This is a genomic window from Lacticaseibacillus yichunensis (assembly GCF_003946405.1).
GTDB classification, from domain to species: Bacteria; Bacillota; Bacilli; order Lactobacillales; family Lactobacillaceae; genus Lacticaseibacillus; species Lacticaseibacillus yichunensis.
In genome coordinates, this window is record NZ_RHOG01000009.1 from 24,531 (window position 1) to 49,630 (window position 25,100).

At 57.0% G+C, this 25,100-nt stretch carries 21 protein-coding genes; all 21 read right to left on the reverse strand.

Translation table 11 applies throughout. The annotated features are described in order from the left end of the window. Window positions 1-20 precede the first annotated feature (20 nt). Window positions 21-365, reverse strand: a complete 345-nt coding sequence (locus EKM95_RS04355) for a hypothetical protein (RefSeq protein WP_125696671.1) — start codon at window positions 363-365, stop codon at window positions 21-23. A gap of 53 nt (window positions 366-418) precedes the next feature. Then, window positions 419-1,921: a gluconokinase gene (locus EKM95_RS04360; protein ID WP_125696622.1), complete on the reverse strand. Its 1,503-nt coding sequence runs from the start codon at window positions 1,919-1,921 to the stop codon at window positions 419-421. Next, window positions 1,914-3,809 carry a type I pullulanase gene (pulA, locus tag EKM95_RS04365; protein ID WP_164510083.1) on the reverse strand — a complete coding sequence of 632 codons (1,896 nt, stop codon included), beginning with the start codon at window positions 3,807-3,809 and terminating at the stop codon, window positions 1,914-1,916. The genes EKM95_RS04360 and pulA overlap by 8 nt, the downstream gene beginning before the upstream one ends. Continuing rightward, complete coding sequence (locus EKM95_RS04370) at window positions 3,802-4,470, reverse strand: aldo-keto reductase family protein (RefSeq protein ID WP_225423176.1); 669 nt, start codon at window positions 4,468-4,470, stop codon at window positions 3,802-3,804. The genes pulA and EKM95_RS04370 overlap by 8 nt, the downstream gene beginning before the upstream one ends. A gap of 168 nt (window positions 4,471-4,638) precedes the next feature. Continuing rightward, on the reverse strand, window positions 4,639-5,388 hold the full coding sequence (locus EKM95_RS04375; protein WP_125696625.1) for an aspartate/glutamate racemase family protein: 750 nt from the start codon (window positions 5,386-5,388) through the stop codon (window positions 4,639-4,641). Beyond that, the gene (locus EKM95_RS04380) at window positions 5,389-6,945 is read right to left on the reverse strand and encodes a UDP-N-acetylmuramoyl-L-alanyl-D-glutamate--2,6-diaminopimelate ligase (protein ID WP_125696626.1); all 1,557 of its coding nucleotides are present in this window, start codon (window positions 6,943-6,945) and stop codon (window positions 5,389-5,391) included. Between the two features lie 462 nt (window positions 6,946-7,407). Further along, window positions 7,408-7,872, reverse strand: coding sequence for a transcription elongation factor GreA (gene greA, locus EKM95_RS04385; protein ID WP_125696627.1), 465 nt, complete (start codon window positions 7,870-7,872; stop codon window positions 7,408-7,410). A 120-nt stretch (window positions 7,873-7,992) separates the two neighbouring features. Continuing rightward, complete coding sequence (locus tag EKM95_RS04390; protein WP_225423178.1) at window positions 7,993-9,315, reverse strand: serine hydrolase; 1,323 nt, start codon at window positions 9,313-9,315, stop codon at window positions 7,993-7,995. Between the two features lie 2 nt (window positions 9,316-9,317). After that, window positions 9,318-10,499, reverse strand: coding sequence for a sensor histidine kinase (locus EKM95_RS04395; protein ID WP_125696629.1), 1,182 nt, complete (start codon window positions 10,497-10,499; stop codon window positions 9,318-9,320). 2 nt (window positions 10,500-10,501) lie between these two features. Next, window positions 10,502-11,188 carry a response regulator transcription factor gene (locus EKM95_RS04400; protein WP_125696630.1) on the reverse strand — a complete coding sequence of 229 codons (687 nt, stop codon included), beginning with the start codon at window positions 11,186-11,188 and terminating at the stop codon, window positions 10,502-10,504. Between the two features lie 123 nt (window positions 11,189-11,311). After that, window positions 11,312-11,944 carry a TetR/AcrR family transcriptional regulator gene (locus tag EKM95_RS04405; RefSeq protein ID WP_125696631.1) on the reverse strand — a complete coding sequence of 211 codons (633 nt, stop codon included), beginning with the start codon at window positions 11,942-11,944 and terminating at the stop codon, window positions 11,312-11,314. Between the two features lie 185 nt (window positions 11,945-12,129). Beyond that, window positions 12,130-13,617 (reverse strand): IMP dehydrogenase, encoded by a 1,488-nt coding sequence (gene guaB / locus EKM95_RS04410; protein ID WP_125696632.1) that lies wholly within the window; start codon window positions 13,615-13,617, stop codon window positions 12,130-12,132. A gap of 253 nt (window positions 13,618-13,870) precedes the next feature. Next, entirely contained in the window at window positions 13,871-14,845 is a 975-nt protein-coding gene (locus tag EKM95_RS04415) for a DUF1129 family protein (protein WP_125696633.1), read from the reverse strand. An 11-nt stretch (window positions 14,846-14,856) separates the two neighbouring features. Then, window positions 14,857-15,957, reverse strand: coding sequence for a redox-regulated ATPase YchF (gene ychF, locus EKM95_RS04420; RefSeq protein WP_125696634.1), 1,101 nt, complete (start codon window positions 15,955-15,957; stop codon window positions 14,857-14,859). A 27-nt stretch (window positions 15,958-15,984) separates the two neighbouring features. Continuing rightward, window positions 15,985-16,179 (reverse strand): DUF951 domain-containing protein, encoded by a 195-nt coding sequence (locus EKM95_RS04425; RefSeq protein ID WP_125696635.1) that lies wholly within the window; start codon window positions 16,177-16,179, stop codon window positions 15,985-15,987. A 30-nt stretch (window positions 16,180-16,209) separates the two neighbouring features. Then, window positions 16,210-17,079, reverse strand: coding sequence for a ParB/RepB/Spo0J family partition protein (locus EKM95_RS04430; RefSeq protein ID WP_125696636.1), 870 nt, complete (start codon window positions 17,077-17,079; stop codon window positions 16,210-16,212). Further along, on the reverse strand, window positions 17,069-17,836 hold the full coding sequence (locus EKM95_RS04435; RefSeq protein ID WP_125696637.1) for a ParA family protein: 768 nt from the start codon (window positions 17,834-17,836) through the stop codon (window positions 17,069-17,071). Before EKM95_RS04435 ends, EKM95_RS04430 begins: the two co-directional genes overlap by 11 nt. 8 nt (window positions 17,837-17,844) lie before the next feature. Continuing rightward, window positions 17,845-18,801 (reverse strand): nucleoid occlusion protein, encoded by a 957-nt coding sequence (locus EKM95_RS04440; protein WP_125696638.1) that lies wholly within the window; start codon window positions 18,799-18,801, stop codon window positions 17,845-17,847. Between the two features lie 17 nt (window positions 18,802-18,818). Further along, window positions 18,819-19,550 (reverse strand): 16S rRNA (guanine(527)-N(7))-methyltransferase RsmG, encoded by a 732-nt coding sequence (gene rsmG / locus EKM95_RS04445; protein WP_125696639.1) that lies wholly within the window; start codon window positions 19,548-19,550, stop codon window positions 18,819-18,821. Window positions 19,551-19,812: 262 nt separating this feature from the next. Continuing rightward, window positions 19,813-21,666 (reverse strand): KxYKxGKxW signal peptide domain-containing protein, encoded by a 1,854-nt coding sequence (locus EKM95_RS04450; RefSeq protein WP_125696640.1) that lies wholly within the window; start codon window positions 21,664-21,666, stop codon window positions 19,813-19,815. A 382-nt stretch (window positions 21,667-22,048) separates the two neighbouring features. Further along, the gene (locus tag EKM95_RS04455) at window positions 22,049-24,721 is read right to left on the reverse strand and encodes a MucBP domain-containing protein (protein ID WP_125696641.1); all 2,673 of its coding nucleotides are present in this window, start codon (window positions 24,719-24,721) and stop codon (window positions 22,049-22,051) included. Window positions 24,722-25,100: the final 379 nt, after the last annotated feature.

The window sequence follows — 25,100 nt, forward strand, 5'->3', positions numbered from 1 at the left end:
CGAGGCACGCAGCGTTTCATTTAGTTCTGCTTCAGCTGACTGAGATCGTTGGCCTCACTGAAGTCCAGGTAGATCGTCTTTGGCTTGTCCTTGGCGATCAGAATGTAGCCATGGCCGAGAAACGGCTTGTCGCCACTGTAAGTCAGCGGAAATTCCTGGGCCGGCGCCAAGTCGCCCTGAACGATCATCGCGTACATCTCGTCCTCATCATGATCATCGGAGAAGAACACCGCAACCGGCGCCGTGACCAGCTGATCGGCTTTGCTCATGAGGTGAAGGACGTCAAACAACTGATCGGTCACTTCTTTGGGAAAAACGGCAGCCACTGCCTCGCTCACATGCGAGCGCTTTGAAGACTCATACATCATGTCCCTGCTTTCTGAAAATTGATAGGCTCAGCATACCATATCCGCGCCTACTACAACAGCGGCTGACGCTGAATCGCCGCCAGGGCCGCCGCGGTCGCCTCGTTTTGCCGGCTGGCCTGATGCCACAGATGAAATAATTGGCGATACGCGGCATGGCGCGCCGAATCCGGCTGAACCGCGGCACCCGTGATCGGCGGGACCACGTCTTCGGCTGCCACGACCCAATTCAAGGCCTGCATGCCAATCGCCGCCGCACCCAGGGCCGCCGCCTGCCCGCCTGCTTGAACCGCAAGTGGCAGGCCAAAGATGTCGGCGACGATCTGCCGCCACAGCGGGCTTTGGGTAAAGCCGCCGGTGGCTGTGATCAGATCCATTTCGCCGATCAATGGCCACATCAATTCGGCGACATCCAGCAGCGCAAACCCGATGCCTTCCATCACGGCGCGGGCCATATCCGCCTGTGTGTGTTGCCGCGCAAGGCCCAAGAAGGCGCCGCGCGCTTCGGCCGTCCACAACGGCGCCCGGGCCCCGGCCAGATAAGGTAAAAATAGTAGCCCATTGGCCCCAACTGGACGAGTTCCGGCGGCTTCGGTCAACGCTTCGACGCTGGGTGCCCCGACCAGGTCACGCAGCCACACCAAGGCATTGGCACCATTATTGAGCGGGCCGCCCAGCACCCATTGATCCGGTCCCAGATAATAAGTAAAAAGTCGGCCGCCGAGATCCTGCACTGACTTTTCCGTCATCACGCGCACCGCACCGGACGTTCCGACTGAAAGTGCGAGGCGCCCGGCTGTCGCGGCCCCCGCCCCGAGCGTACTCAAACAGCCGTCACTCGCGCCCGCAAACAACGGCAGTCCCGCCGGCAAGCCAGTCTCCTCAGCCACGTTCGCCGCCAGCCGTCCCACTTCTGCGGTGGGCTCGACCAGCTGTGGCAACTGGGCGCGCGAAATGCCCGCCAGCGCCACCAGATCATCCGCCCAGTCCATCGTGTGCAGGTCAAATAGCGCCGTCGCATTGGCCAGCGAGCGGTCGATCACATAGTCGCCGCCCAACGCCAATAGCACATAGGACTTGATGCCGCACACGCGAACGGCCTGCGTCACCAGCGCCGGTTGCGTCTGCCGAAGCCACACCAATTTGCTAAGGGGCGCCATCGGATGCAACGGCACCCCGGTCCGGGCGAAGATCGTCGCCGCATCCGGCCGGGCCTTGAGCGTTTCCGTTGCCTCGGCGGGCCGATTGTCCGCCCAGGTCATCAGCGGGGCCAATGGGTGGCCCGCCTGGTCAAGAAGCAAGAGACTATGCATCGCTGCGGAAAAACTGAGCCCGCTGATCCGGGCTGGGGCAATTTTCCCCGACATATCGCGCAGGCCGGCCACGACCGCCGCAACGATCGCATCCGCGTCCTGTTCGGCTTTGCCTGTGGCATCTTCTACCATTGGGTAACCGTGTTCCGTTTCAGCAAAAAGCGTTCCATCGGCGCCAAATGCGGCCACCTTCGTGCTGGTCGTGCCGATATCCACGCCTAAGACCACCTGCGGCTCAAGCATGACGTGCCTCCGCCACCGCGACCAGAGCGCTGAGGGGCGCGACGGTCAGGGTGGTCGTTGACTGAGGCTGGGGCGCGTTGATCACCGTCGTATCATCGACCAGGACCGAATACTCGCCGGCGGGAACGGTCAGTTGTTGCGGCTGGTCGCTGGCGTTGACGGCGATGATCATGGTCTCGTTGCCACTCGTCGTTTGGTAGGCGACAAGCGACGCCGCGGCCACCAATGGCGCCACATTTTCCAATAAGGCGTTGGCATCGGGCTGGCGCAGTGCCGGGTGGGCGCGCCGCAACTCAATCAGCGCATGGACATAAGCGACGGTGGCGGGGTATTGCAGCTGGCGGTCCCAGTCGATCGCATTGACCGCGTCGCCGGCGCGATAAGAGTTGTCGTCGCCGTTCTTGGTGCGCATGAAGGCCTGGCCGAGCTGCAAAAATGGCACGCCCTGCGCAAGGAGCACGATGCTGATGGCCAACAGCGCCCGCCGCACCCGGGTCGCATCCGGCTCATCCGGTGCAACCGCGGTCAGTTTATCGTAAAGGGTCAAATTGTCGTGGGCTTCCACATACTGGATGACCTGGTCGGGGCCAAGATACTGGCCTTTCAACGCAGGCACCGCCACCCGCCCGGTCATCTGTGGCGCAAGGGTCGCCCCATTGCCAGCGCCGCTGACAAAGCCAGGGTTGCTTGCGATAAACACATCCCCCTTGGCCAAGTCGCGCAAGTCATCATTGAAAAACGCGATGTGCGGCAATTGACTGGCGTTGGCCTGAATCGCCTTTTGCGCAGCCGGCAGCGGCGTGGCCATGGCCCAGCCCTCGCCGAGCACAATGATGCTGGGGTCGATCTCGTCTAGCGCCGCGCGCACCGCCTGCATGGTCGCCACGTCCAGGATACCCATCAGATCGAAGCGAAACCCGTCGAGCTGGTAGTCTTTTGCCCAATCGCGCACGCTGTCGACGATGTATTTGCGGGCCATCACGCGCTCTGAGGCAAAATCGTTTCCGGTCCCGGTGCCATCGGAAAGGCTGCCGTCTGCGTCGTGGCGGAAAAAGTAACCAGGTTCGACTTTCCCCAGCGCGTGGGTCGCCGCATCAAAGACGTGGTTGTACACGACGTCCATGATCACGCGCAACCCGTTGTCGTGAAGCGTCTGAATCATTGTCTTGAGTTCCTTGATGCGGGTCGCCGGAGTCGTGGCATCCGTCGCATAACTGCCTTCCGGAACGCTGTGATTCAGCGGATCATAGCCCCAATTTTGCTGGGGTACGTCCGGCTTGGTCTCGTCGACGGTGGCAAAATCATAAATCGGCATCAACTGCACATGCGTCGCGCCGCTTGTCTTCAAATAGGCGAGACCACTGACGGCGCCACGCGGGGTATGGGTGTTCGCTTCTGTCAGGCCGAGGTACTGCCCGCGGTGCTGAATCCCACTATTTTCAGCGATGGAAAAATCGCGGATGTCCGCCTCCACGATCACGGCATCCACTGGACTGGAAAAAGCCGGTAGCCGCTCGCCCCAGTTGGCCGGCACCGTGTCTTCGGGCGCTAGCACCACCGAGCGCTCGCCGTTGACGATCGCCGCCTTAGCATACGGGTCAAATAGGTCGTCGCGCGTTTCGTCGGCATGCACCACGGAAAATGTGTAGACCGTGCCGCGCATATCGCCGACAATATCGACCGTCCACACGCCTTGATCCCCGCGCATCATGGATATCGTCTCTTCCAGCACACTGTCCGGCGTCGCGTCGGCATAGCGCTTCAGGGTCACGGCGCGGGCAGTCGGTGCCCACAGCCGAAAACGGGTGAAGGTCTTGCGGTACGTTGGCCCCAGCGGCCCATAGTAGGCATATTGGGCGTCGATCTGCTCTGGTGTCAATTCAGTCATGGTGGTTTGCCTCATTTTCCTTGCGGTGCGTCGCGGCGCGTTCGGCGGCCGGAATCTGGTAGCGGCTAGGCTTGAAGATCCGGCCATCCAAGGCGTCGAGCACCTGCATGTCTTGAAAACTCAATTCGAAATCAAATATTGCGGTGGCCTGCGCCGGGGTAAGCCACTGGCTATCCACGACCGGCAGGAGCCCGCGCTCCAAAGCCCAGCGAAGCGCGAGTTGCTCAGGCAACTTCTGGAACCGCGCCGCCATTTTGCGCAGCGGCTTGAGCTGGTTCAGCTGCCCGTTGAAAAATAGGTCGGTCACCAAGGTCACTTGGCCGGCGTCGCGATCGTGCGCGCGCCCGGCTGCATCCTGGTGTAGCAGGTCGAGCTGGCGCCACACAACAGGCGCGGCGGCCGATGCGGGCGTGTTCGGTGCGGTCGGCGCTGGAATGGTCAGCGTTGGGGTCAGCGTCGCAACTTGGGTCACCGCTTCGCCCAGCACAGTGCGAGTCGCGGTGGGTGCGGCGGGCACCAGGTCATCTGGTCCTGTGATCACAAAATGGGTGAAGCCTGCCGTCTGTGCTTGTCTCAGCGTTTCATCATCTGTGGCACGAAACGCCATGATGGGAATCTGCGTCCCGTTTTTCAGTTGGTACGTATCTGTCGGTCCGGTCAAATGGGCCACTGGAACCACTTCCTTTGGGGTCTATTTTAGCATACACCGCGGGGCTCACGAGACGGGCAACAAAAAACACGCGACCCAATGAAGCAGTCGCGTGTCTGAATCTGATTTACTTGGGTAACCCCCCGCCATCCCGGCCGAAACCAGTCAGCGACGAAAGCGCTACTTCATCAATTCTGCCAACATCTTATCCCCGGCATCCTTGCTGGTGCGAAAGGCGCGGCCGAGTGCCAGTGTTTCATCGGCGATGATGCTTTGGGCGTCCACCACGTGATACGGGTGATCCGGCGCCTTTTCCTGAGCGAAGGAGAGCTCGGTGCAGCCTAGCACGATCACGTTGACGCCGAATTGGTCGTGCATCGTCTTCAAAATCTGATGATACAGCGGCGCGTTGACTTCGCCCTTGGCCTTGACGTAATTGTAGATCAGGTCCGTGACCATCGCCTGCAGGGCTTCATCGCCCAATTCGACGGCGCGGCCGGCTTCCTGAAGTTCATGCGCATAGATGCCATCGGCGATGGTGCCTTGCGTTGCGATCAGGCCAATTTTCTGCTCATCGGGATACTGCTTGTACAAGGTCCGCACGGCTTGGCGCGGCATGTGCAGCAGGGGCACGGTCGTCGCGGCCTGAAGCTCATCGTAAAAATAATGCGCGGTGTTACAGACCATCACCATGAAATCGGGCTTTAAAAGACTCTGCTGCTGAATGTCCGACAACAGGTCCGGGTAAAAGCTCGGCTGGCTGTGATCGAGGATGTAGGTGGTGCGATCCGGCACCGTGGCGTGGTTGACCAAGATGTAATCCATGTAATCCTGATCCTTGGTCGCGTGGGTCCGCTCGGTGAGCAGGCGCAGATAGCTATTGGTGGCTGGGGTCCCCATACCGCCGATCACGGTGAAAAATCGCTTCATCTACTCGCCTTCTTTCAGCGTGTCTGCGACCTGCCCGACCACGACGAGATCCATCGGCCATGGGGTATCGACGCCGCGCACTTTTTGATACGGGTCCGCCCCTTTAGCCGCGACCACGACGACATCCTCTGGCCCACTGGCTTCGATGGCCTCGCGAATCGCTTTGGCCCGGTCAAGTTCGATGTGGACCGTGACTTTGTCATGATCGATTCCGGCATCGATCTCGCTGGCAATTTTCGCCGGATCCTCATAGCCTGGATCATCGGTGGTCAAATACGCCTCGGTGGCATATTCACTGAGCACTTTTGAAAAATCGGCGCGACGGGAGACCCCTTTGTCGCCAGGCGCTCCGATGACCACGCGAATGGCCGGGTCGTGGTACTCCGCCTTGAGAAAATGCAGCAAGGCCTGCACACTCGCATAGTTATGCGCGTAATCGACATAGGTGACCCCGTGGCCCGGGATCTCCTGGTGCTCCATGCGGCCGGGAATGGTGACGTCGGCAATACCAGGCACGGCACTGCGGTTATCGACACCAGCCAGTCCGGCGCCGATGATCGCGGCTGTGGCGTTGCTTTCGTTGAAGTCGCCAATGAGACTCAGATGATACTGGCCGCCGACATTCAGGGCCGCGGCTTTGTCGGAGGCCGGCACCAGGGTGAACTGACTGCGGGTCGTCGACAAGGTCTGGCTCTCGAAGCGAAAATCGATATCAAGATCATCGCGTTTTGGCGTAAAGCCGGCCGACGCAAACAGATAGATACTGTCCGGATAGGTCGTCGTCATCGCCGCGGCGTAGACCTCATCGAAATGTTCAGTCTCCGCGTTGATCACGACTTTGCGCGAGTTGACCAGCAGCTGCATCTTGTTGTGCAGATAATTGGCGAAGGTCGGGTGCTCGTTGGGACCAATGTGATCCGGCGTGATGTTGAGGAAAAAGCCAACGTCATACGTCAGACCAAACACGCGGTTGCGCAGATACGCCTGGCTGGAGACCTCCATCACCAGGTGTGTCATGCCGTTGTCGACCGCTTGGCGCATGTCGTGGAACAAATCCATGCTTTCCGGCGTGGTCAGATCCGACTTGAACCGCTGATCCGGATTCGGGCCGATGATCCGGTCGATCGTGGAAAACAGGGCGACGCGCTTGGGATGGGCCTGTTCCAAAATGCCGCGTGTGAAATAAGCCGAGGTCGTTTTACCCTTGGTGCCGGTATACGCAATGACGAACAGGTCGTCCTGCGGAAAATCATAAAAGGCCGCACTCAAGATTGCCATTGCCTTGGTGATATTGACGACGATCAGGGCGTTCATGCCATTGCCTTCCACGTATGGCTTTTCAGCGACATAGGTGATGGCCCCGTTGTCTTTGGCCATCGAGAGGTAGATCGGCCGAAACTTCGCGCCTTTGCAGAAGAACAGGCTCGGGCCGGAGACTTTGCGTGAGTCATACGCGATGCCGGTCATTTCGGTGTTGATGTCGTTTTGGACTGCACTGCTTTTCAGCAGGTGATGTTCTTTGAGTAAAAGAATGCACGCGTTCAAAGAGATTGCCATATGAAGGCTCCTTATCTACGTAATTGAGTTTCAAACTACTGCGTCGATTATACCATAGCAGGCTGGGCGAAAATTCTTTGGCTCGGGCTTTGGCGTGTCGTTGGTTTGAATAAAACACCCGGGTGGTCTCCAGCCAGAAACTGGCTGGAACGCTCCCAAGTGACTTTAAGCCCGCGAAGTGCGCGGTCTTAAAGCTCACTTTCGGCGTAAGCGGCTTTGCCGCTAACGCCGACGAGGGGGCTGAGCCGTTTCTGGCCGAAGCCCACCCTCACATCACACATTAAAGATACTGCTCGCTATGCCGAAATATTCGACAACCTGCTATTGCGCACAGTCTGGTTTCACTCAGACTCTGTGAGATTGAAGCTCCCGTGTATGCGTACGCCTCATCCGTTGAGACGCTTGCTTCCGTAAACACCGGCATTCAACGCCACGACCCCACAGGCCCTTCCCCACCCGTCGTCACGCTTCCAGTTTTACCACGGTCACTTGGTAGGCGCCGCTTGGGGCTTCTACTGTGACGGTGTCGCCTACTTTGCGGGCTGCGATGGCGCGGCCTAGTGGGGAGTTGATGGCGATGTTGCCTGGGGCCATGCTGGCTTCGGCTTGGCCGACTAGGTGATAGACTTCTAGTTCATCGTCATCTTCAAATCTGAGGGTGACGTGCATGCCCAGGCCTGCAATGTCGGTTGGGCCGGCTGTGACGACTTGGGCGTACCTGATCAATTTGTCTAGGTATCGCAGCCGACTTTCCAGGTGGCGCAGGTCGCGTTTGGCGGCGCTGTAGTCCGCGTTTTCCGAGAGGTCGCCGAGTGCGCGGGCGTCTGCCAGTGCCTTGATGCGCCGAGGTCGCTCCGCTTGTAAGAGGATCACTTCCGCCTTCAACTCTTTGAGGCCATCGGGTGTGATGTCATGATAGGTGACCATATTCAACCTTCCTTTACAGCGGCGCAGTCAATGCGGCAAGGCCACACTCGCGGTTCAGCCCTAAGCGCCCCGCGCCGCACTCTAGAAAAAAAGCGCGCCGTGTGATCGGCACGCTTCTTGCTAAAAGAGATTACTGAAGAAATCGCCGATGCCGCGGAACAAAAGCACAAAGAAGTTTGCCTTTGCGGTGCCGTGGGCCAATTTGACGGAAGCCGTTTCAGTCTTTCCGCCGTTCACATAACCTAGCGTATCGCCTTTAACGGTGATGGTCAAACCGGCAACCGTGGTCCCTTTCTTGACTGGGGCCTCGAGTTCATTCTTTTTGCCAACAATGGCTGTCTTTTTAGTCGCGATGGTGATGTCCTGGGCCGTTGTGGACTTTGGCACCCACAGCGTGATGGTCTTATCGGCCGCAGCCTTCAAAGAGGTCGTGTTCCCCTTTGGCACCGTGAAATCGGTCGCGCCTTTGATCGCCTGTCCCTTTTTCAAGACCGTCATTTGTTTCCAGTTATTCAGCGCGTAGGACATGAGCTTGGTGGTCTCGTCAAAACGCCGGGTCGTCTTACTGCCATTGGCGTGCATGACCACCGTGATGATGCGGTGGCCATCTTTTTTCACCGTGCCGGTAAAACAGTCGCCAGCCGCATCGGTGGTGCCGGTCTTAAGGCCATCAACGGGCAGCTCGGTGCGCGCGGAGATCAGGCCTTTGAGCATCCAATCGAAGCTGTCCATGCGCGTCGCATCACTGGTGCCTGCGCGGAAGGTCATGGTCGGAATGCTGGTCGTGTCGAGGACTTCGGGAAAATCCTTTAGCAGGTGCTGGGCCACTTGCGCCAAGTCCTTGGCCGTCATGGTGTTCTGATCATTTTCGCCGGTGCCGGGATAGCGGTCGGCGGTCAAGGCGTTGTTGGTCAGGCCGGTCGCGTTGACGATGGTCGCGTCGTTGATACGCCACTTCTTGAGCTGGTCGCGCATCATGTCGACGAATTTCACCTGGGTGCCGGCCACGCCGTTCCCCAGCAGCATCATGGCGGCATTGGCGGAGTAGATCAAACTCGCTTGATACAGCTCCTTGACAGTGTATTTGCCGTCTGCCCGCAACGGGACGTTTGAAAGCGAGGTGTCCTGGGAGATCTTGTAGATCCCGCTGTCTGGTGTCAACGTGTCTGTCCATTTCAGGTCGCCGTTCTTGATTGCCTGCAGAACCAGATAGATCGAGATCATTTTGGTCATTGAAGCGATCGGCAGTGGCGTGTCGGCATTTTTCGCGTAAAGCACCTTGCCGCTTGCTTCATCGATGGCAAGGGCAGCCTTTGCGTTGATGGCCACGCTTGTTTCGGCGGCCGCGACCGGCGCCGCTGCGCTGGTGGTGGCGATGCCGCCAAAGCCAAGAAGAACTGCTGCGGCCAAAGTGGCCAGGTGACGCCAGAATTTTTTACTCAAGATCATAACTCCTTCTGTGGGTTGGCCGGCGCCGACTTTTTTTCAAGCGGCTGGCCGACTTTAAGCGGTAAATGCATGACAAACGAGGTGAGTTCGGGGGTGGAGTCGGCGTAAATGTACCCGCCGTGCAGGGTGACGATGCTTTGCGCGATTGCCAGGCCCAGGCCGGTGCCGCCGGTCTCCTGGGAGCGCGATTCCTCGACGCGATAGAAGCGGTCGAATAATTGACTTAGTGAATCATTTGGAATCTGGGCGCCATCATTGGACACTTTCACGACAACTTCGGAACCGATTCGTTCGGCGGTGAGGAAAATATGCTTGGCACCTTGCCCGTATTTCAGCGCATTGACGATCAGGTTGTTGAAAACACGGCCGAGTTTTTCCGTGTCGGCTTCCATCATCAGCGGATCCGGTTTGCCCGATACCGAGATCGCGATCTGCTTTTTTTGCGCCTCAAGCTCAAAACTGGCGGCGAGCTGCTCGAGCATCGCGACCATGTTGAATTCGGTGGTGTTCAGCGGCGTCGTGGTCTGGCGGACCTTGGTGTATTCAAAAAGGTCGTCGGTCAGGACTTTCATCTGCTTGGCCTTGAGATACGCGACGTGGGTGTATTTCAACAGTTCCTCGTCGCTGCGGTACTGGCGATCCTCGATCAGACCGAGATAGCCGATGATCGAGGTCAAAGGCGTGCGAATGTCATGCGAGACATTGGTGATCAGCTCGTCTTTGCTTTGCTCCATGCGCCGCTCTTCTTCCATGGAACCCACGGTCGACTCGACCAGCGCGTTGATCGAATTGATCACCTTTTGCAGATCGGTGTTGACGGCAAAGCGAATCCGGTGATCCAAATGGCCATCCGCGATGTAATGCAACTCGCGAATGACATGGCGCATCTGAATTTGGCGGTACCGCCTGATCAGGCGCCAATACACAACAATGGCATCGGCCAGCAGCATCAGCCAGATGAATAGATACCGCCAGCTCCAAATGTGCTCGCCGTCGCCAAAGGTCAGGACATTTTTGATGCCCCAGATCGAGTTTTGCAGATTCTGATTCATCGCGATGACCTGCTTGAGCAGGACTAGCACCGCAAAGTTCAGCATCAGCAGTAAGATCACCGTGACGACCCCTTCGATCCACAGCTCGGATTTTTCCTTGCCGGTCAGGCGCACTTTCTCGCCCATGATCAGGCCTCGACTTTATAGCCGACGCCCCAGACGGTCTCGATCACTTTTTCGCCGTCTGTGGCTTCTTCGATCTTATCGCGCAAGTGCGAGACATGGACCATGACGGTTTTCGCCGACACGATCGACTCCTGTTGCCAGACACGCTCGAAGATCTCGTCGGCCGAGAAAACACGGTTCGGATGGCTGGCCAGCAGGTATAAAATGCCGAATTCCAGCGCGGTCAGCTGAATCTGTTTGCCTGTCAGGGTGGTCACTTCATGGCTGTCTTTTTTAATGGTCAGCGGGCCGACTTCCAGCACATCGGGCTCGTCGTTAGTTACCTTGCCCTCGGTGCGCCGCAGCAGGCTCTTCACCCGCGCCATCACTTCAAGCGGATTGAACGGCTTCGTCACGTAATCATCCGCGCCGGTAATGAGGCCGCGAATCTTGTCCATGTCGCCGGTCTTCGCCGACACGATGATGATCGGCAGTTCGCTGTCTTTGCGGACCTGCTTGACCACATCGATGCCCGACATATTCGGCATCATGATGTCCAAGATCATCAGCGCGATGTCCGGATTGGTAGCGAGCTTGGTGATCGCCTCTTTGCCGCTGTACGCGAGGACTGGGTCATACCCTTCATTTTGCACATAGATACTCAATAATTCGACGATCTCTTTGTCGTCATCAACGATCAGAATTTTCATTAGCACGATCTCCTTGGAAAAATGGGTGTGCGTTGCAAGTTCATTGTACCAGACCGCACCACAAAAACCGCGGCGCCGCTGGATTCAGTGAAAACTTTCCAGAAAATTTAAAAAGGCCAGCCGTCATTGCGGATAGCGCTCGGCTAATTGCGTCACCAGTAGGCTGAGGCGTTGCTGAAGCTTGGGTTTGCTGAGCGCCTTGGCCGCTTTGTCCGTCCCGACCAGCGCCACGAGTTGGAGCTGAAGCAAGCCCGTAAGCGCCTCGCGCACCGCATCGCCGCCAAACCGCGGATCAGCGAGCAGGTCCCCGACCCCAGCCTTAAGCACGCGGAGCAGCAAGACCGGGTCGATGGCTTGCAGGCGGCCCTTGTTGATGCCGGCCTGCAGTTCATCAGCCAGTTGCGCCTGCCACTCATTCAACACGCGATTGAGGCGCGCGGCCAGCCGCGGATATTGCTGCATCAGGTCACTGAGGAAAAGAGGGCTCCCCGCCGTCAAAACCGTCAGTTCGTCCACCAGGCGAAGCGCCAGCGCCTCATCTCTACCTGCACTGGCCGCCTCGATGATTGCGCTCTGCTGCGCAACGACGGCCTCGATCACCGCTTCCTTCGACTCAAAATACAAATAGAGCTTGCCCCGACTGACGCCCACGCGTTTGGCCAGCGTGCCCATGGCCAACCCATTAAGGCCATCGCGCACCAGCACCTGATCGATGCGCGTCAATAGATCATCTTTGCGTTCGTCCTCTGAAAGCATCGCGCCCCTCCTTGTCTGTTATTGATAGGATAGCGGTTTTAAACAAAATAGACAAGTTGTTGTGTTTTTGTTTAATCAGTTCATTTTCGCTCTTGTGCCGGTCTTCTCGGTGGCCACCGCACTCAGGCGCAAGGTCAAAAAACGCCGAGACCGGGGACCCCAGCTTCGGCGTTTTTAATGATCGATCACTTGATCGAGTAATTTGGTGCTTCCTTAGTGATCTGCACGTCATGCGGATGGCTTTCGCGCAGGCCGGCGTTTGAGATCTGAATGAACTGGGCGTTGTCCTGAAGCGCCTGGATGTTTGGCGCGCCGACATAACCCATGCCCGAGCGAAGGCCGCCATCCATTTGATAGATGACATCGGCCAAGGCGCCCTTGTATTCCACGCGCCCTTCGATGCCTTCTGGAACGAGCTTCTTGGCTTCGTTGACGCCGCTTTGGAAGTAGCGGTCCTTGGAGCCATGCGCCTGCTCCATCGCACCGAGGCTGCCCATGCCGCGATAGGTCTTGAAGCGGCGGCCTTGGTAGATCTCCATGTCGCCAGGGGCTTCGGTCGTGCCCGCCAGCATGGAGCCCAGCATCACGGCGGAACCGCCGGCAGCCAGCGCCTTCACGATATCGCCGGAATACTTGATCCCGCCATCTGCGATGATGGCCTTGCCGCGCTTGCGGGCTTCGGTGGCCGCGTCATAAACGGCGGTCAATTGAGGGACGCCGACACCGGCGACGATGCGGGTCGTGCAGATCGAGCCAGGGCCGATGCCGACTTTAACGACATCGACGCCCGCGTCATACAAGGCCGCGGCGCCTTCTGCGGTCGCCACGTTGCCGGCAATCAGGGTCGCATGCGGGAAGTGGGCGCGGATCTCAGCAATCTTCCGTAAAACGCCCGCGGAGTGGCCATGGGCGGTATCAATGACGATCGCATCGGCACCGGCATCAAGCAGGGCCTGGGCGCGTTCAAAGGTATCTGAGGTGACCCCAACGGCGGCGGCGACCAGCAAGCGGCCATGTTCGTCCTTGGCCGCATTCGGGAACTCCACGACTTTTTCGATATCCTTGATCGTGATCAGCCCGGACAAGCGGCCCTGAGGATCGACGAGTGGCAGCTTTTCGATCTTGTATTTTTGCAGGATTGCTTCGGCTTCCTTGAGGCTCGTGCCGGTCGGGGCGGTGATCAGGTGGTCCTTGGTCATCACGGTGCCGATCGCAACGCTGTGGTCTTCCACATAGCGCAGGTCGCGGTTGGTGATGATGCCGGTGAGCAGGCGCGAGTCCTTGTCATCGACGATCGGTACGCCGGAAATGCGGTACTTGATCATCAGTTCCGTGGCCGCCGTGACAGGATCGCTGGCCGTCAGGAAAAATGGATTGGCGATGACCCCATTTTCAGAGCGCTTCACGGTCAACACCTCGTCCGCCTGCTCTTCAATGGTGGTGTTCTTGTGGATGACGCCCAGGCCGCCTTGACGCGCCATTGCGATCGCCATGTCGGCTTCCGTGACAGTATCCATGCCCGCGGAAATGATCGGGATATTCAGTTTCAAGTTGTCTGCAAGTTGGACAGAAAGATCGACATCCTGCGGTAAAACATGACTCTCAGCCGGTATCAATAAGACATCATCAAACGTAAATCCGCGACGTGCAAACTTCGTATCCCAATTAGACAAGTGGAAGGCCCTCTTTCGATTTTGTTGTTGACCATCGTAGCATTTTCGCCAAAACCCGTCAATTTTTTCTGACGAACAGTGATAAAAAGCCGCTGCGACGGCCTTTTAAAATGATAAAGCCCTCATTTTCGTGGAAAAAGGCCGAACGAGGTCCCGCAGATCCGCCGAAAATTCGAAACTCGTTCGGTTTTTATTCAAGCAATAATTTTTCGACACAAAAAGCGTTCGGAAAAATTCCGAACGCTTTCAGTCATTAGTTGGCGTTTCTGTTGGTGGCGGCTAAGGCCCCACCGACCAAGCCTGGCAGGTGATAGCGACGCTTGAGCAGGTAGTGGATCCCGTATGACAGCGCGGCGGCGATCAGGTAACCCCAGAACGGCATGCCGTGGGTCAGCGGTCCAGGAAGCAGGGCCGACACACCGGAGATGATGGAGCCGACCATGAAGACCACGATGCCCGCCAAGATCAGCAGCCAGAACTTTGGCCGTTGATCCTTGGGGCGAATGCTCCAGTCGTTGTAATAGGCGAAGATCACGCCGGCTGTGATGGACATCATCAAAAGCGGAATGATGCCCTGGGTCGTGCCAGCATCTTTGGATTTCACGAAGTACATCATCACCCCGTTGACCAGGGCCAAGATCGCCATGAAGATCAGCGAGATATCGATCATGGAAAGCCACAGAGGCGCCTTTTTGATCGGCTTTGGCGCATAGATCAATGCAGACGCCTTGGCGGAAACGGGGCCGTACAGCGCCGTTGCCGGCTGGCCCTTGCGCTGGGCGGTCAGGATCTCAGGCAAAATATCCTTGAGAATCTGTTCCTGGCGCTCATCGGAAAGGGCACTGTCGGTCATCTGCCGGCGCAGTTTGAAGACGTACTCGTCATTTTTGCGGGTCAATTGGCCCAACATCTCGGACACAGAGGCCTCAGCAAGGGCGGCGTCTGCGACTTCCGCTTCCTTGGCTGCGGCATGCTTTTCCGCCTGTTTCTGGGCGCGGCTGGCATTGCGGCCCGCTGGCTTGGCAGCGTCTTCGTGCTCAGCCAATTGGGCGCGCACCTCCGCCGTTGTTTGCGGGGCGTCCGTTTCAGTGTCAGTCTCGGTTGCCGGCGCGTCTTGAGTCGCGGCGTCCGAAGGTGTGGCCTGGGTCGCAGTCTGCGAGGCGGTGTCTTCAGGCGCGGCGTCCGGCGTCGTTTTTGGTTCCTCTTGGTTCAAGTCTTTCTCTGCCAATTTTGTTCCCCCTATACATTGAAGCGGAATTCGATGATGTCGCCGTCTTGCACGACGTATTCCTTGCCTTCGGAGCGCAGGCGCCCAGCTTCGCGGACCGCCTGCATCGAGCCGAATTTATCGAGATCTGCGAAGGACACAGTCTCGGCGCGAATAAAGCCGCGCTCAAAATCGGAATGGATAACGCCCGCTACTTGCGGCGCCTTCATCCCCTGCTTGAACGTCCAGGCCCGAGTCTCAGGGCCGCCAGCCGTGAAGAAGGTGGCCAGCCCCAGCAGATGATAGCTGGCGCGAATCAATTTGTCCAGACCAGGTTCGGTGACACCTTCTGCTTCCAGAAAATCGGCCTTTTCGTCGTCATCGAGCTCGGCGATCTCTTCTTCGGTCTTCGCGGAAATGGCCAGTGCCTCGGCGCCATCCTCAGCCGCGTAGTCCTCGATCTGCTTGACGTAAGGCGACTGCTCTGGGTCGGCCATGTCGTCTTCGGCAATGTTGGCCACATACAGCACGGGCTTAGAGGTCAACAGGAAGAGCCCCTTCACGATCTTTTGCTCATCTTCATTGAAGTCCAGCGAGCGCACCGGCTTGCCTTCTTCAAGAGCCGGTTTGATCTTCTGCAGGACCGCAAATTCGGCCAGCGCCGCCTTGTCCTTGGTGCGGGCGACTTTTTCCACCTTGGCGTAGCGCTTATTGATGGCGTCAAGATCGGCGATGGCCAGCTCCAAGTTGATGGTCTCGATATCGTCGATTGGGTCGACTTTGCCGGTGACGCTGGTGATTTCGTCGTCATCAAACGCCCGGACGACATGGACGATCGCATCGACTTGGCGAATATTTTCCAAAAACTTGTTGCCGAGGCCTTCCCCTTTCGAGGCGCCCTTGACGATGCCGGCAATGTCTGTGAACTCGAAGGTCGTGTGGACGATCTTCTTGGCCGGAATCAATTCATCGATGCGCGTCAGCCGTGCGTCCGGCACTTCGACCATGCCGACATTCGGGTCGATCGTAGCAAATGGGTAGTTTGCCATTTCCGCGCCCGCTTTGGTGATCGCGTTGAACAAGGTGGATTTACCGACGTTGGGCAAGCCCACGATACCTGCTGTTAAAGCCATAAGTGATCTTCACGCTTTCTGTTTGGTTTAGCCTTCTGCCTCGGCAGCGTGGCTCAGGATCTTTTTCATTTTCCGGTCAAAATCATGGCGACTCATCATCACGATGTGGCCGCAGCCCGAACACCGGATCTTGATGTCCATGCCCAGCCGGATGATCTCCCAATCATTCGTCCCGCAGGCATGCGCCTTTTTCATCAGGACGTGGTCGTGTAAGTCATACATCGCGTGGTCCCTCCTTCTAATAGAAGCAAGTTAATTCAAGTCGACATCCAGCAGTTCGAGAATGCGGGTCAGGTCGCTGTTGTCGGTAAAATCGATCTCGATTTTCCCTTTACCGCGCTGGGTCTGCGCGATATTGACCTTGGTGCCAAAGCGCCCGGCCAGCTGGTTCTCGCTGGCGCGCAAATACGGCGACTTCTTCTTTTCGGTGTGCTGCTGCCGCGCCTCGCCGGCATTCATCTGATTGATCAGCCGTTCAAGCTGACGCACGGTCAGACCATCCGCCACCGTTTTTTTCGCGACGGCATTGATCTTCTTCTTATCCTTCAGCGAAAGCAAGGTGCGCGCCTGGCCCATCGAAAGCTTGTTGGTGTTGAGCAGCTTCTTCACTTCCGGCGGCAGCGTCAACAGGCGCAAGTAATTGGCGATATATGGCCGACTCTTACCGAGGCGCTTGGAGACTTCCGCCTGGGTCAGCTTGAGTTTCTTGATCAAAGTGTCATAGGCCTGCGCCTCATCCAGCGGCGTGAGATCCTCGCGCTGTAGATTTTCCAGCACAGCGATCTCCATCATGGCCGGATCATCGAAGGTGCGGATGATTGCCGGAATGGTTTCCTTACCAGCCATTTTGGATGCCCGGAAGCGCCGCTCGCCGGTGATGATCTCATAGCCAGAAACGCTTTGGCGCACAATGATCGGCTGAAAAACACCGGTGTTTTTGATCGACGCGGCGAGCTCTTCCAGCGCCTCTTCGTCAAACGTCTTCCGCGGCTGGTAAGGATTCGGCCGAATGTCCTTCAGCGGCAGCTCCTCCACATTGGAGAAGCTGAGATCCGGGCTTTCGAAATCCTTGAAAATGGCATCGATGCCGCGACCGAGGCCTTTGCTATTCTTATTCGCCATGGGCCTTCAACACTTCCTTTGCAAGCGCGTTGTAAACGTCTGCGCCCTTTGACTTTGGATCATAATCCACGATTGGCTGGCCATAACTGGGTGCCTCGGCCAGGCGAGTGATGCGCGGAATGACGACTTCATAAACTTTGTCGCCAAAATACTTCCGCACCTCCTGAATCACTTGCGCGCCCAAGTTCGTGCGGGCGTCGTACATCGTGAGCAGGACCCCTTCGATCGCGAGTTTTGGATTGAAATGCTTTTGCACCAAACGTACGGTGTTGAGCAATTGGCTCAGCCCTTCCAGCGCGTAGTATTCGCTTTGCACCGGAATCAAGATGGAATGCGCCGCGGTAAAAGCATTGATGGAGAGCTGGCCGAGCGACGGCGGGCAGTCGATCAAGACGTAATCGTATTGGTCTTCCACCGGATCAAGGCCGAGCTTAAGCCGCATTTCGCGGGCCATCTGGGAGGTCAGTTCGATCTCGGCGCCGGCCAACTGAATCGTGGCCGGCACGATCCACAGATTTTTGTGACTGGTCGGCAAGATTGCTTCGGTGATCGGATCTTCGTTGACCAAAACGTCATAGATATCCTTGACCACCTGGGATTTTTGAATGCCCACGCCGCTGGTCGCATTGCCCTGCGCATCGGCATCGATAAGCAGGACCTTTTTGCCGGCGTTGGCGAGACACGCGCCCAGATTGATGGTGGTCGTCGTTTTGCCGACGCCGCCTTTTTGGTTGGCTACCGCAATGATATGTGCCATGGTGCCTCCTACTTCTTGTCTTTCTTGATCGCGATGGTGAAGAGCAGCTCGTCGTCGGTTTCCGTTTGCTTGACGGTGGCCTTGAAACCGGAGTCACGTATCATCTCGACCGACTGTTTTAGAGTATTTACCGCCATGCGAGCATCCCGCCCGCCAATCTGGTGGCGGTTGGGATTTTTCGGTTTGCGGCCGCGGGTCGACTTGACCGGTTCCGCAGACGACGCAGCGGCTTCTGCCGAGTCGCCGGAGTCCGCGTCGCTCGGGGCACTTGGTTGGGCCGTGGCCTGTGAGTCAGCCGTAGCGGTTGGGGCCTGCGTGGCGGCGGCCGGATTCAGAATTTTTTCCACGGCCTGGTGTGTGTCTTGGACGGTCAGGTCATTGGCCAAGATCTCGTGCAAAAGCAGTTCCTGATGATAATCATCCAGCCGCAACAGTTCGCGGCCATGGCGCTCGGACAGCTCGCCGTTCATGATGGCCTGCTGGGCGCCTTCAGACAGCTTGAGCAGGCGCAACTTGTTGGCGACAAAGGACTGACTCTTGCCGAGCTGCTGGGCCAACGCCTGCTGGGTCATGTGATTCAGCGTCATCAACTCGGTATAGGCTTCGGCTTCCTCGATGGCGGACAGGCCCTCGCGCTGGAGGTTCTCGATCAGCGCCATTGCGGCACTTTCCTCGTCGCTCATCTTCTGGACCAAAGCCGGCGCCGTGTCGAATTTCAGGCTCTGCATAGCCCGAAACCGCCGTTCGCCTGCGATGATCTCATATTTGCCTGGCTCGTATTCGCGCACGACGATCGGCTGAAGCAAGCCATGTGCCTTGATCGTTTCAGCCAGCTCCGCGATTGCCTCTTTAGAAAAGACTTTGCGGGGCTGAAACCGGTTCGGCACGATATCGGCGAGCGGAATCTCAGTTACGCTCGGCCGTTCTGGTTCCTGTTTTTTACGCCCAAAAAACGAAAGTGCCACGTCTTTTTCCTCCTTGCCTATTTCCCACCCAACGGTTGCTTTGCCGGCGTACCAGGCTTACGCGGATATTTGCCCGGCGTTTTAGCGACCTTTGTGATGACCACGAGGCTTCGCGCGTCCCCAGTTTCAGGCAACGTCACATCAAGCTCGGCCGTCACCTCGCCGCCAAGTAGATCGAGTGCGGTTTGCGCCGCATCGACTTCGCGCTCCGCCCGGCTGCCCTTCATCGCGATGAACCGCCCGCCGATTTTCACCAGCGGCAGGCACAGCTCGGCCAGCACATTCAGTGGGGCCACAGCGCGCGCGGTGACGACATCGAAGCTCGCCCGATAGCCGCTTGTCTTGGCGCCAAACTCTTCGGCCCGCGCATGCACCAGCTGAACACCATCCACGCCCAATTGCTCGGTGAGTCTGGCCAGAAAATCGATCCGTTTTTGAAGCGCATCGACGATGGTCACATGCAGCTGCGGATTCAGAATTTTCACTGGCAGGGACGGAAAACCCGCGCCAGCGCCGACATCACACAAGGCGAGATCGGCGAGCTTGAGGTCCGGGGCCGCCTGCAAAAGCGTGAGCGAGTCGTAAAAATGCTTCAGGTACACGTCGGCTTCGGCAGTCAGCGCCGTCAGGTTCATCTTCTCGTTTTCCGCGACCAGATAGCGATAATACGTCGCAAACTGTGCGAGTTGCGCTGGGTCATGCGGCCAGTCTGCCGCCGCCAGTGCCGCCTTGAATTGTTCTGGATCCATCTTGCACCAGCCCTTTATCTCAGCGTTTCAACGCCGGTTTTTGTGAAACAGAGGCGCCGTTTCACGTACCCGTCTAGTGTACCGTAAAACCGCCGGGCACTCAACCGTCGCCGGCGAGAAGTCAGGCGCGAAATAAGGCCGGTTTCTCGCGACTTGAGATTAATTTTCCCGCAACACGCGGCAACGAAAAAAGGCACCCCACCAGCGGAAGTGCCTGATGAGGGTGCCTTGAGTGCGTTACAGGGCGTGCGGCGTTGAGCCATTACGCCTCGTTTTGACCGTCATGCCTCCGCTTACCGGCAAAGCCGAACAAGAGACCGATCACGACCAGCCCTGCAATGACGCCGGCCGGACTTGTTTCGTCGCCGGTCTGCGGCAGACTATTTTGGCCATTCTTAGTCTTCGTCGTCTGCGCTGTTTTCGCTTGGCCGGTGGTCGTTTCTGACTTCGATGTGGCAGGCTGCTGAGTGCCTGTCGAGTCGGTGCCTGCACCTTGATCATCGGTCGAGGTGCCCGGGTTGGTGTCCGGGTTGCCCGTATTGGTATCCGGATCGCCAGTATTGGTATCATCCGGATCCGTGGTGTCATCGCTGGTCGAAGCGTCCTTGCTGATGAGGTGGATCTGGACAGTCTGGTCCGCAGCCCCCGTTAGCACATAAGCCACGCTTGCGGCCTGCCCGTTTGCCAGCACATAACCATCCGGCAAGCCAAGCGCCGCGGTGTCGATGGTCAGCTGCTGATCCGTGTAGCCGTTGAGGGTCTGCTGCTTCAGCACATTCCCATCGGCGTCGACGAACTCGACCGTCACCGTTTCGGGATCCGCTTCATAGGCAACCGTCTGCGTCTGATCCGCAGGCGTCTCGGTCGTGCTTGCTTGGGAAAAATCAGTGGTGGCCGTCGCCGCATGATAGCCGGTTACAGCGGGGTTGGTGACCGTATTTGTCTCGGTAGCTGGCGTCCAGGTCGTGATCCCGGTCACTTCATCGGTGTCGCCTTGCCATTGCACCGTCACGTTTTGCGTGGCAGGCAAGGCCGTGCGCTGGGCCGCAGGTAAAAAACCATCCGTTTCCGCGTAGGTGTAGGCCACCGAATTCGTGGTCGTCATGGTCGATTGCGTATGCTTGTGCGTCAGGTGAACCTGCACGACAGGCATGTCGCCATCTTCGTTGTAAGACAGCGTCAACGTTCCACTGGCGGCTTGGCCATCCGCAAGCTGGTAGCCATCCGGAACGGTCGCCGTCCAGTTGATGGTTTCGTCGGTCACACCAGAGAGATTCTCGAGCGTCCCGACTTGGTAGTGATTATTATCATCATCGATGTACTGGATATACGAGTATTGCGGGTCGGCCGTGTAATTGAACGTGATCGACGTATTCTGCGGCGCGCCATTCGTCAGCGTGTCGTAAGTCGTGACGGCAGGGTTCGCGCTGGCCTGCGTCGCGGTCGTCGAATAGCCCATCACAGTCGGCAGCGTCAGCCCGCTCAGTCCGGCATAGGTGTACACCACTTGGCCGGTCGCGTTGTTGATATCCGTATTCCAAGTATAGGTCGCATTTGTCGCATAGCTGGCGGCATTAGGAAGACCGGTGTAGCTGACGGCGAGAGTGGTTGTCGTGGTGTCATATGCGTGGACCTGTTTCATTGGGAATTGGACCACATATTCGCCGGTGGCATCTTCGGGGATAGAAAAGTTGATAATGTATTGGTCGGCATACTCATAGCGACTTGGCTGAGAGCCAAAATTTCCATAATCAAGCGGGGTCAGATTTGTGCCCACCGTATTATACGTACCGGTATTACCCGTCAGCTGGTTAGCGAAAATGTCGCGTTCCAACACCGCATCATTGTTATCAACGTCGACATATTCGATCACCAACGTCACAGGTTGTGGATTTGTCGCGGTATTGCCAGTCAGCTGTATCCGGCCAACCCCATTAAAGGTCGGAATCGTTCCGTCATCATCAGCCGCCTGTACTACTTGGACCGGCGACGTCATTGGCAACGTGACCGCAACCGCACTGCCGAGCGCCAGGACCGTCAATCCCATCGCGACCCATTGGCGGCCGCGCTTGTACAACTTCACACGATGTTTCGATTCATTTATCATTTTAGCCATTTATATAGAACCTCCTAGACACGATGTCAGTCGACAACAGCAACTCGCCACAGCGCGAGCCAATAACTCGTAAAAATTATTGGTGTTATCATTACTGTCTTAATTATAACCGAAATCTGTAACAATATCAAATTGGCCAAGACCGGCAAAATAATTAACCGTTATTACTTATACGGTGGGAGTTCTATCGCAAAAAGGCGGTGTGATGCGGTTGTGTTCTTTTGCCAGAAACACAGTTCCAAAATAACAATAGAATTTTACAAAAGATGAAATTGTTAATCCGGTATAACTATTTTTCTCGCAACATCAATATGCCGTCGTTTTTCTGGGAATCAAACAAGGCCCAGCAAATGGCCAGGCCCAGTTTTGATGAGATGATCGATTATTCGCGGCGCTGTTTGCGCATGCCGATCAGAAGTGCCGACGTTGCCAAAACCACAAGGCCCAAAACGGTCAGTGGTTCAGTCGCAGTCTCGCCAGTTTGCGGAAGCGATGCGGCAGAATCCTTTTTATCCGTTGACTTCTGATCAGACGTCTTCGTCGCGGCCGAGTTGTCCGCTTTCTTGGTCGTCGTCTCATCCGTTGTCGCAGGCTTCGACTCGGATTTTGTATCAGGCTTGGCGTCTGGTTTGGTGGTCGGATTCGTCGATGGGGTCACAGCATCCTTGGTGTAGACCAAGATCACAGTCTGCGCCTCAGCGGTCAGCCGCCCGGCCAGTGCTGCAGAGCCTGCGCCCAGCGACGTGTAGTGATAGCCCTTGATGCTGGTCAGCGCGATAGTATAGCCGTTGCCGATAGAGCCGGTATGGACCGCGTCGGGGGCGATCGCGTTGCCCTTCTCATCGACAAACTTGACGGTCAGATCACCGGCCTTGACCGGCGTCGTCACACCGCGTTTTGGCGTGTAGACAAAAGCGATCGTCTGCGCGTCAGCTTTGAGCGTACCCGTCAATGCGGCGGAACCGCTGGCAACCTTCTTGAAGGTATAGTTCGCCAGCTCCGGCGCCGTGACCGAATAACCGTTGCCAACATACCCCGACCGGACCGTAGCCGCTTTGATCGTGTTGCCGTAATCATCGACGTACTTCACAGTCAGATCACTGGCTTTGATTGGCGTCGTCTCACCACGTTTTGGCGTGTAGACCAGGGTGATCGTCTGCGCATCAGCCTTGAGTGTGCCGGTCAATGCAGCGGAACCCGAAGCTACCTTGTTGAAGGTATAATTCGCCAGCTCTGGCGCCGTGACCGAGTACCCATTACCAATATAACCAGACTTGATCGTATCCGCTTTGATCGTGTTGCCATAATCATCGACATACTTCACGGTCAGATCACCGGCCTTGACCGGCGTCGTCTCACCACGTTTTGGCGTGTAGACCAGGGTGATCGTCTGCGCGTCGGCCTTCAAAGTCCCTGTCAATGATGCGGAGCCACTGGCGACTTTATTGAAGGTATAATTCTCAAGCTCCGGTGCGGTTACCGAGTAGCCATTGCCCACATAGCCCGCGCGGACCGTATCCGCTTTGATCGTATTGCCATAATCATCGACGTACTTCACGGTCAGATCACCGGCTTTGACTGGTGTGGTCTCCACGTGAGACGGACGATAAACTAGGGTCACCAGCTGATTGCCAGCCGTGTAAGTGCCAGTCAGCGGGGAAGAGCCGGCCGCGGTCGGATCATAAATATAATTTTCGATGCTCGGGACCTCAACCGTGTAAGGCGTCCCTAGAAGTGCCTCGTCCAACTTCTTACTTGGGGCGATCGTGTTCCCATTTTCATCGACATAATTGACGGTGACATTACCATAGGTGACAAATGGCAGCTCAATATCATTTTGAGCCGTATCAGAAGACAAGGTGATGAACTGTGCGCCATCCAGCCGCGAATTGCCGATCGCGTTGACCGGATAAGCCGCTGTCACAGCATTACCGTCCTTATCCGTCGTCGGTGCCGCGGTCCCGGCAGGATAGAACGCAATCACGTCGCCAGGCAATCCCTTGAGTCCAGTCTGCGATGGCCCAGTGACACCCGCCGGCAGCCCAGTCGAAGCGATGTCTAGCGTTGTCTCAATTGGCGTATAGGAAAAATCGTTGAACGTGGCCGAATACGCCGCATGGGAACCCGCAGTGGCGCCGGTCAAAACAATGGAGAATGGTGTGCCGGCATATTGTTTCGCAGTGTAGTCATTTGTCCATTGTGCGACCTGAGTACCGCTATCATCATAGACCGTCGTGGTGATCGTCTGCGTAGCCGCATCATAGCTGAGGTCAAATGTGTATGTGAGCGCCCCTGCTTCGCTGTTAGATGGCACGATACCCGTGGAAACTGGCTTGTCCAACGCTATGCCGGGATTCAGGCCCGATGTGTAATACGTGATGCCAGGTGTGGTCCAAGATTGTATGTTCCCATCAGCGTCATAGTATTTAGACGGCGAAGCGCCCAATGCATTCGTGGACACATTGAAGCTAAGTAGCTTGGTCGCATCATAGCTGACACCCAATTGGCCACCAGTCTGAGCTGTGGTCGGTGCGTCCTCAGGTGAAACATCTTCAAAGAACAGCGCCGTCCCATCCCCACCCAACCAATCGCTCATGGACGGGTCCCATGCGATGTTTGTCGTAATGTTGATATGAAAATCAGTCGTGAAGTCGACCTGCCGTTTGGCGACGACCATCCCAATACCAGCCGGATAAGAATTTGGATTCTCTTCAGTTGGCTCAGTCTCATACCCAGTCGTCAGTTGTACCTGATTGCCGTTGATCGTCAGCGGATCCCCGTTTGTCGCGGAGCGCGCCGTGAAGTTTTGGGCCATCGTATCGCCGCTGACCGCGATTTCACGTCCAGTCTGCGCCAGATTGACCGACAGATCGCCATTGACATCTGTGGTCGTGACGATCGCCATGCTGGCTGCGACTTCGCTTTGTCCCGCAGGCTCACCCGCCGCAGCGACCGGCTGGGCAATTGACCAGCCGCCGACCACAAGCGTTGCGCCTAACACCAGGGCAAACAACCACGTCTTGCCCTTTTTGTACATCTTATAATGCTCTTTCATTGCTCCGAACCCTCCAGTCTGGTCTAGCCCGCCACGCCAGCCGCCCGGAAATAACCGATCGATCGCGTAGCAATGCCGAAAAGCCTTCAGCCGGTTGGTATTTTCACTGTCCCCACATGACCGTGGAAAAACCGTTCCCGTGCTGAATTGTTTATACCATATTCTAATTAGTGCAGATAGAAACCGTTTTCGAACACGTTGAGCGTAGCATTAAAAAAAACAAGTTCGTTGCCAATATTGACAAAATTCGTTTCGGAAATTGGACGCAAAGCGCAAAATTGGTCTAGTCGAAACGGCGAGTTTTCTTTAAAAAACCGGCGTTCTTTATATAGGAAAGGCCGTAACCACCACTTTCCGAGGCACTGGCATTCGCGATGTG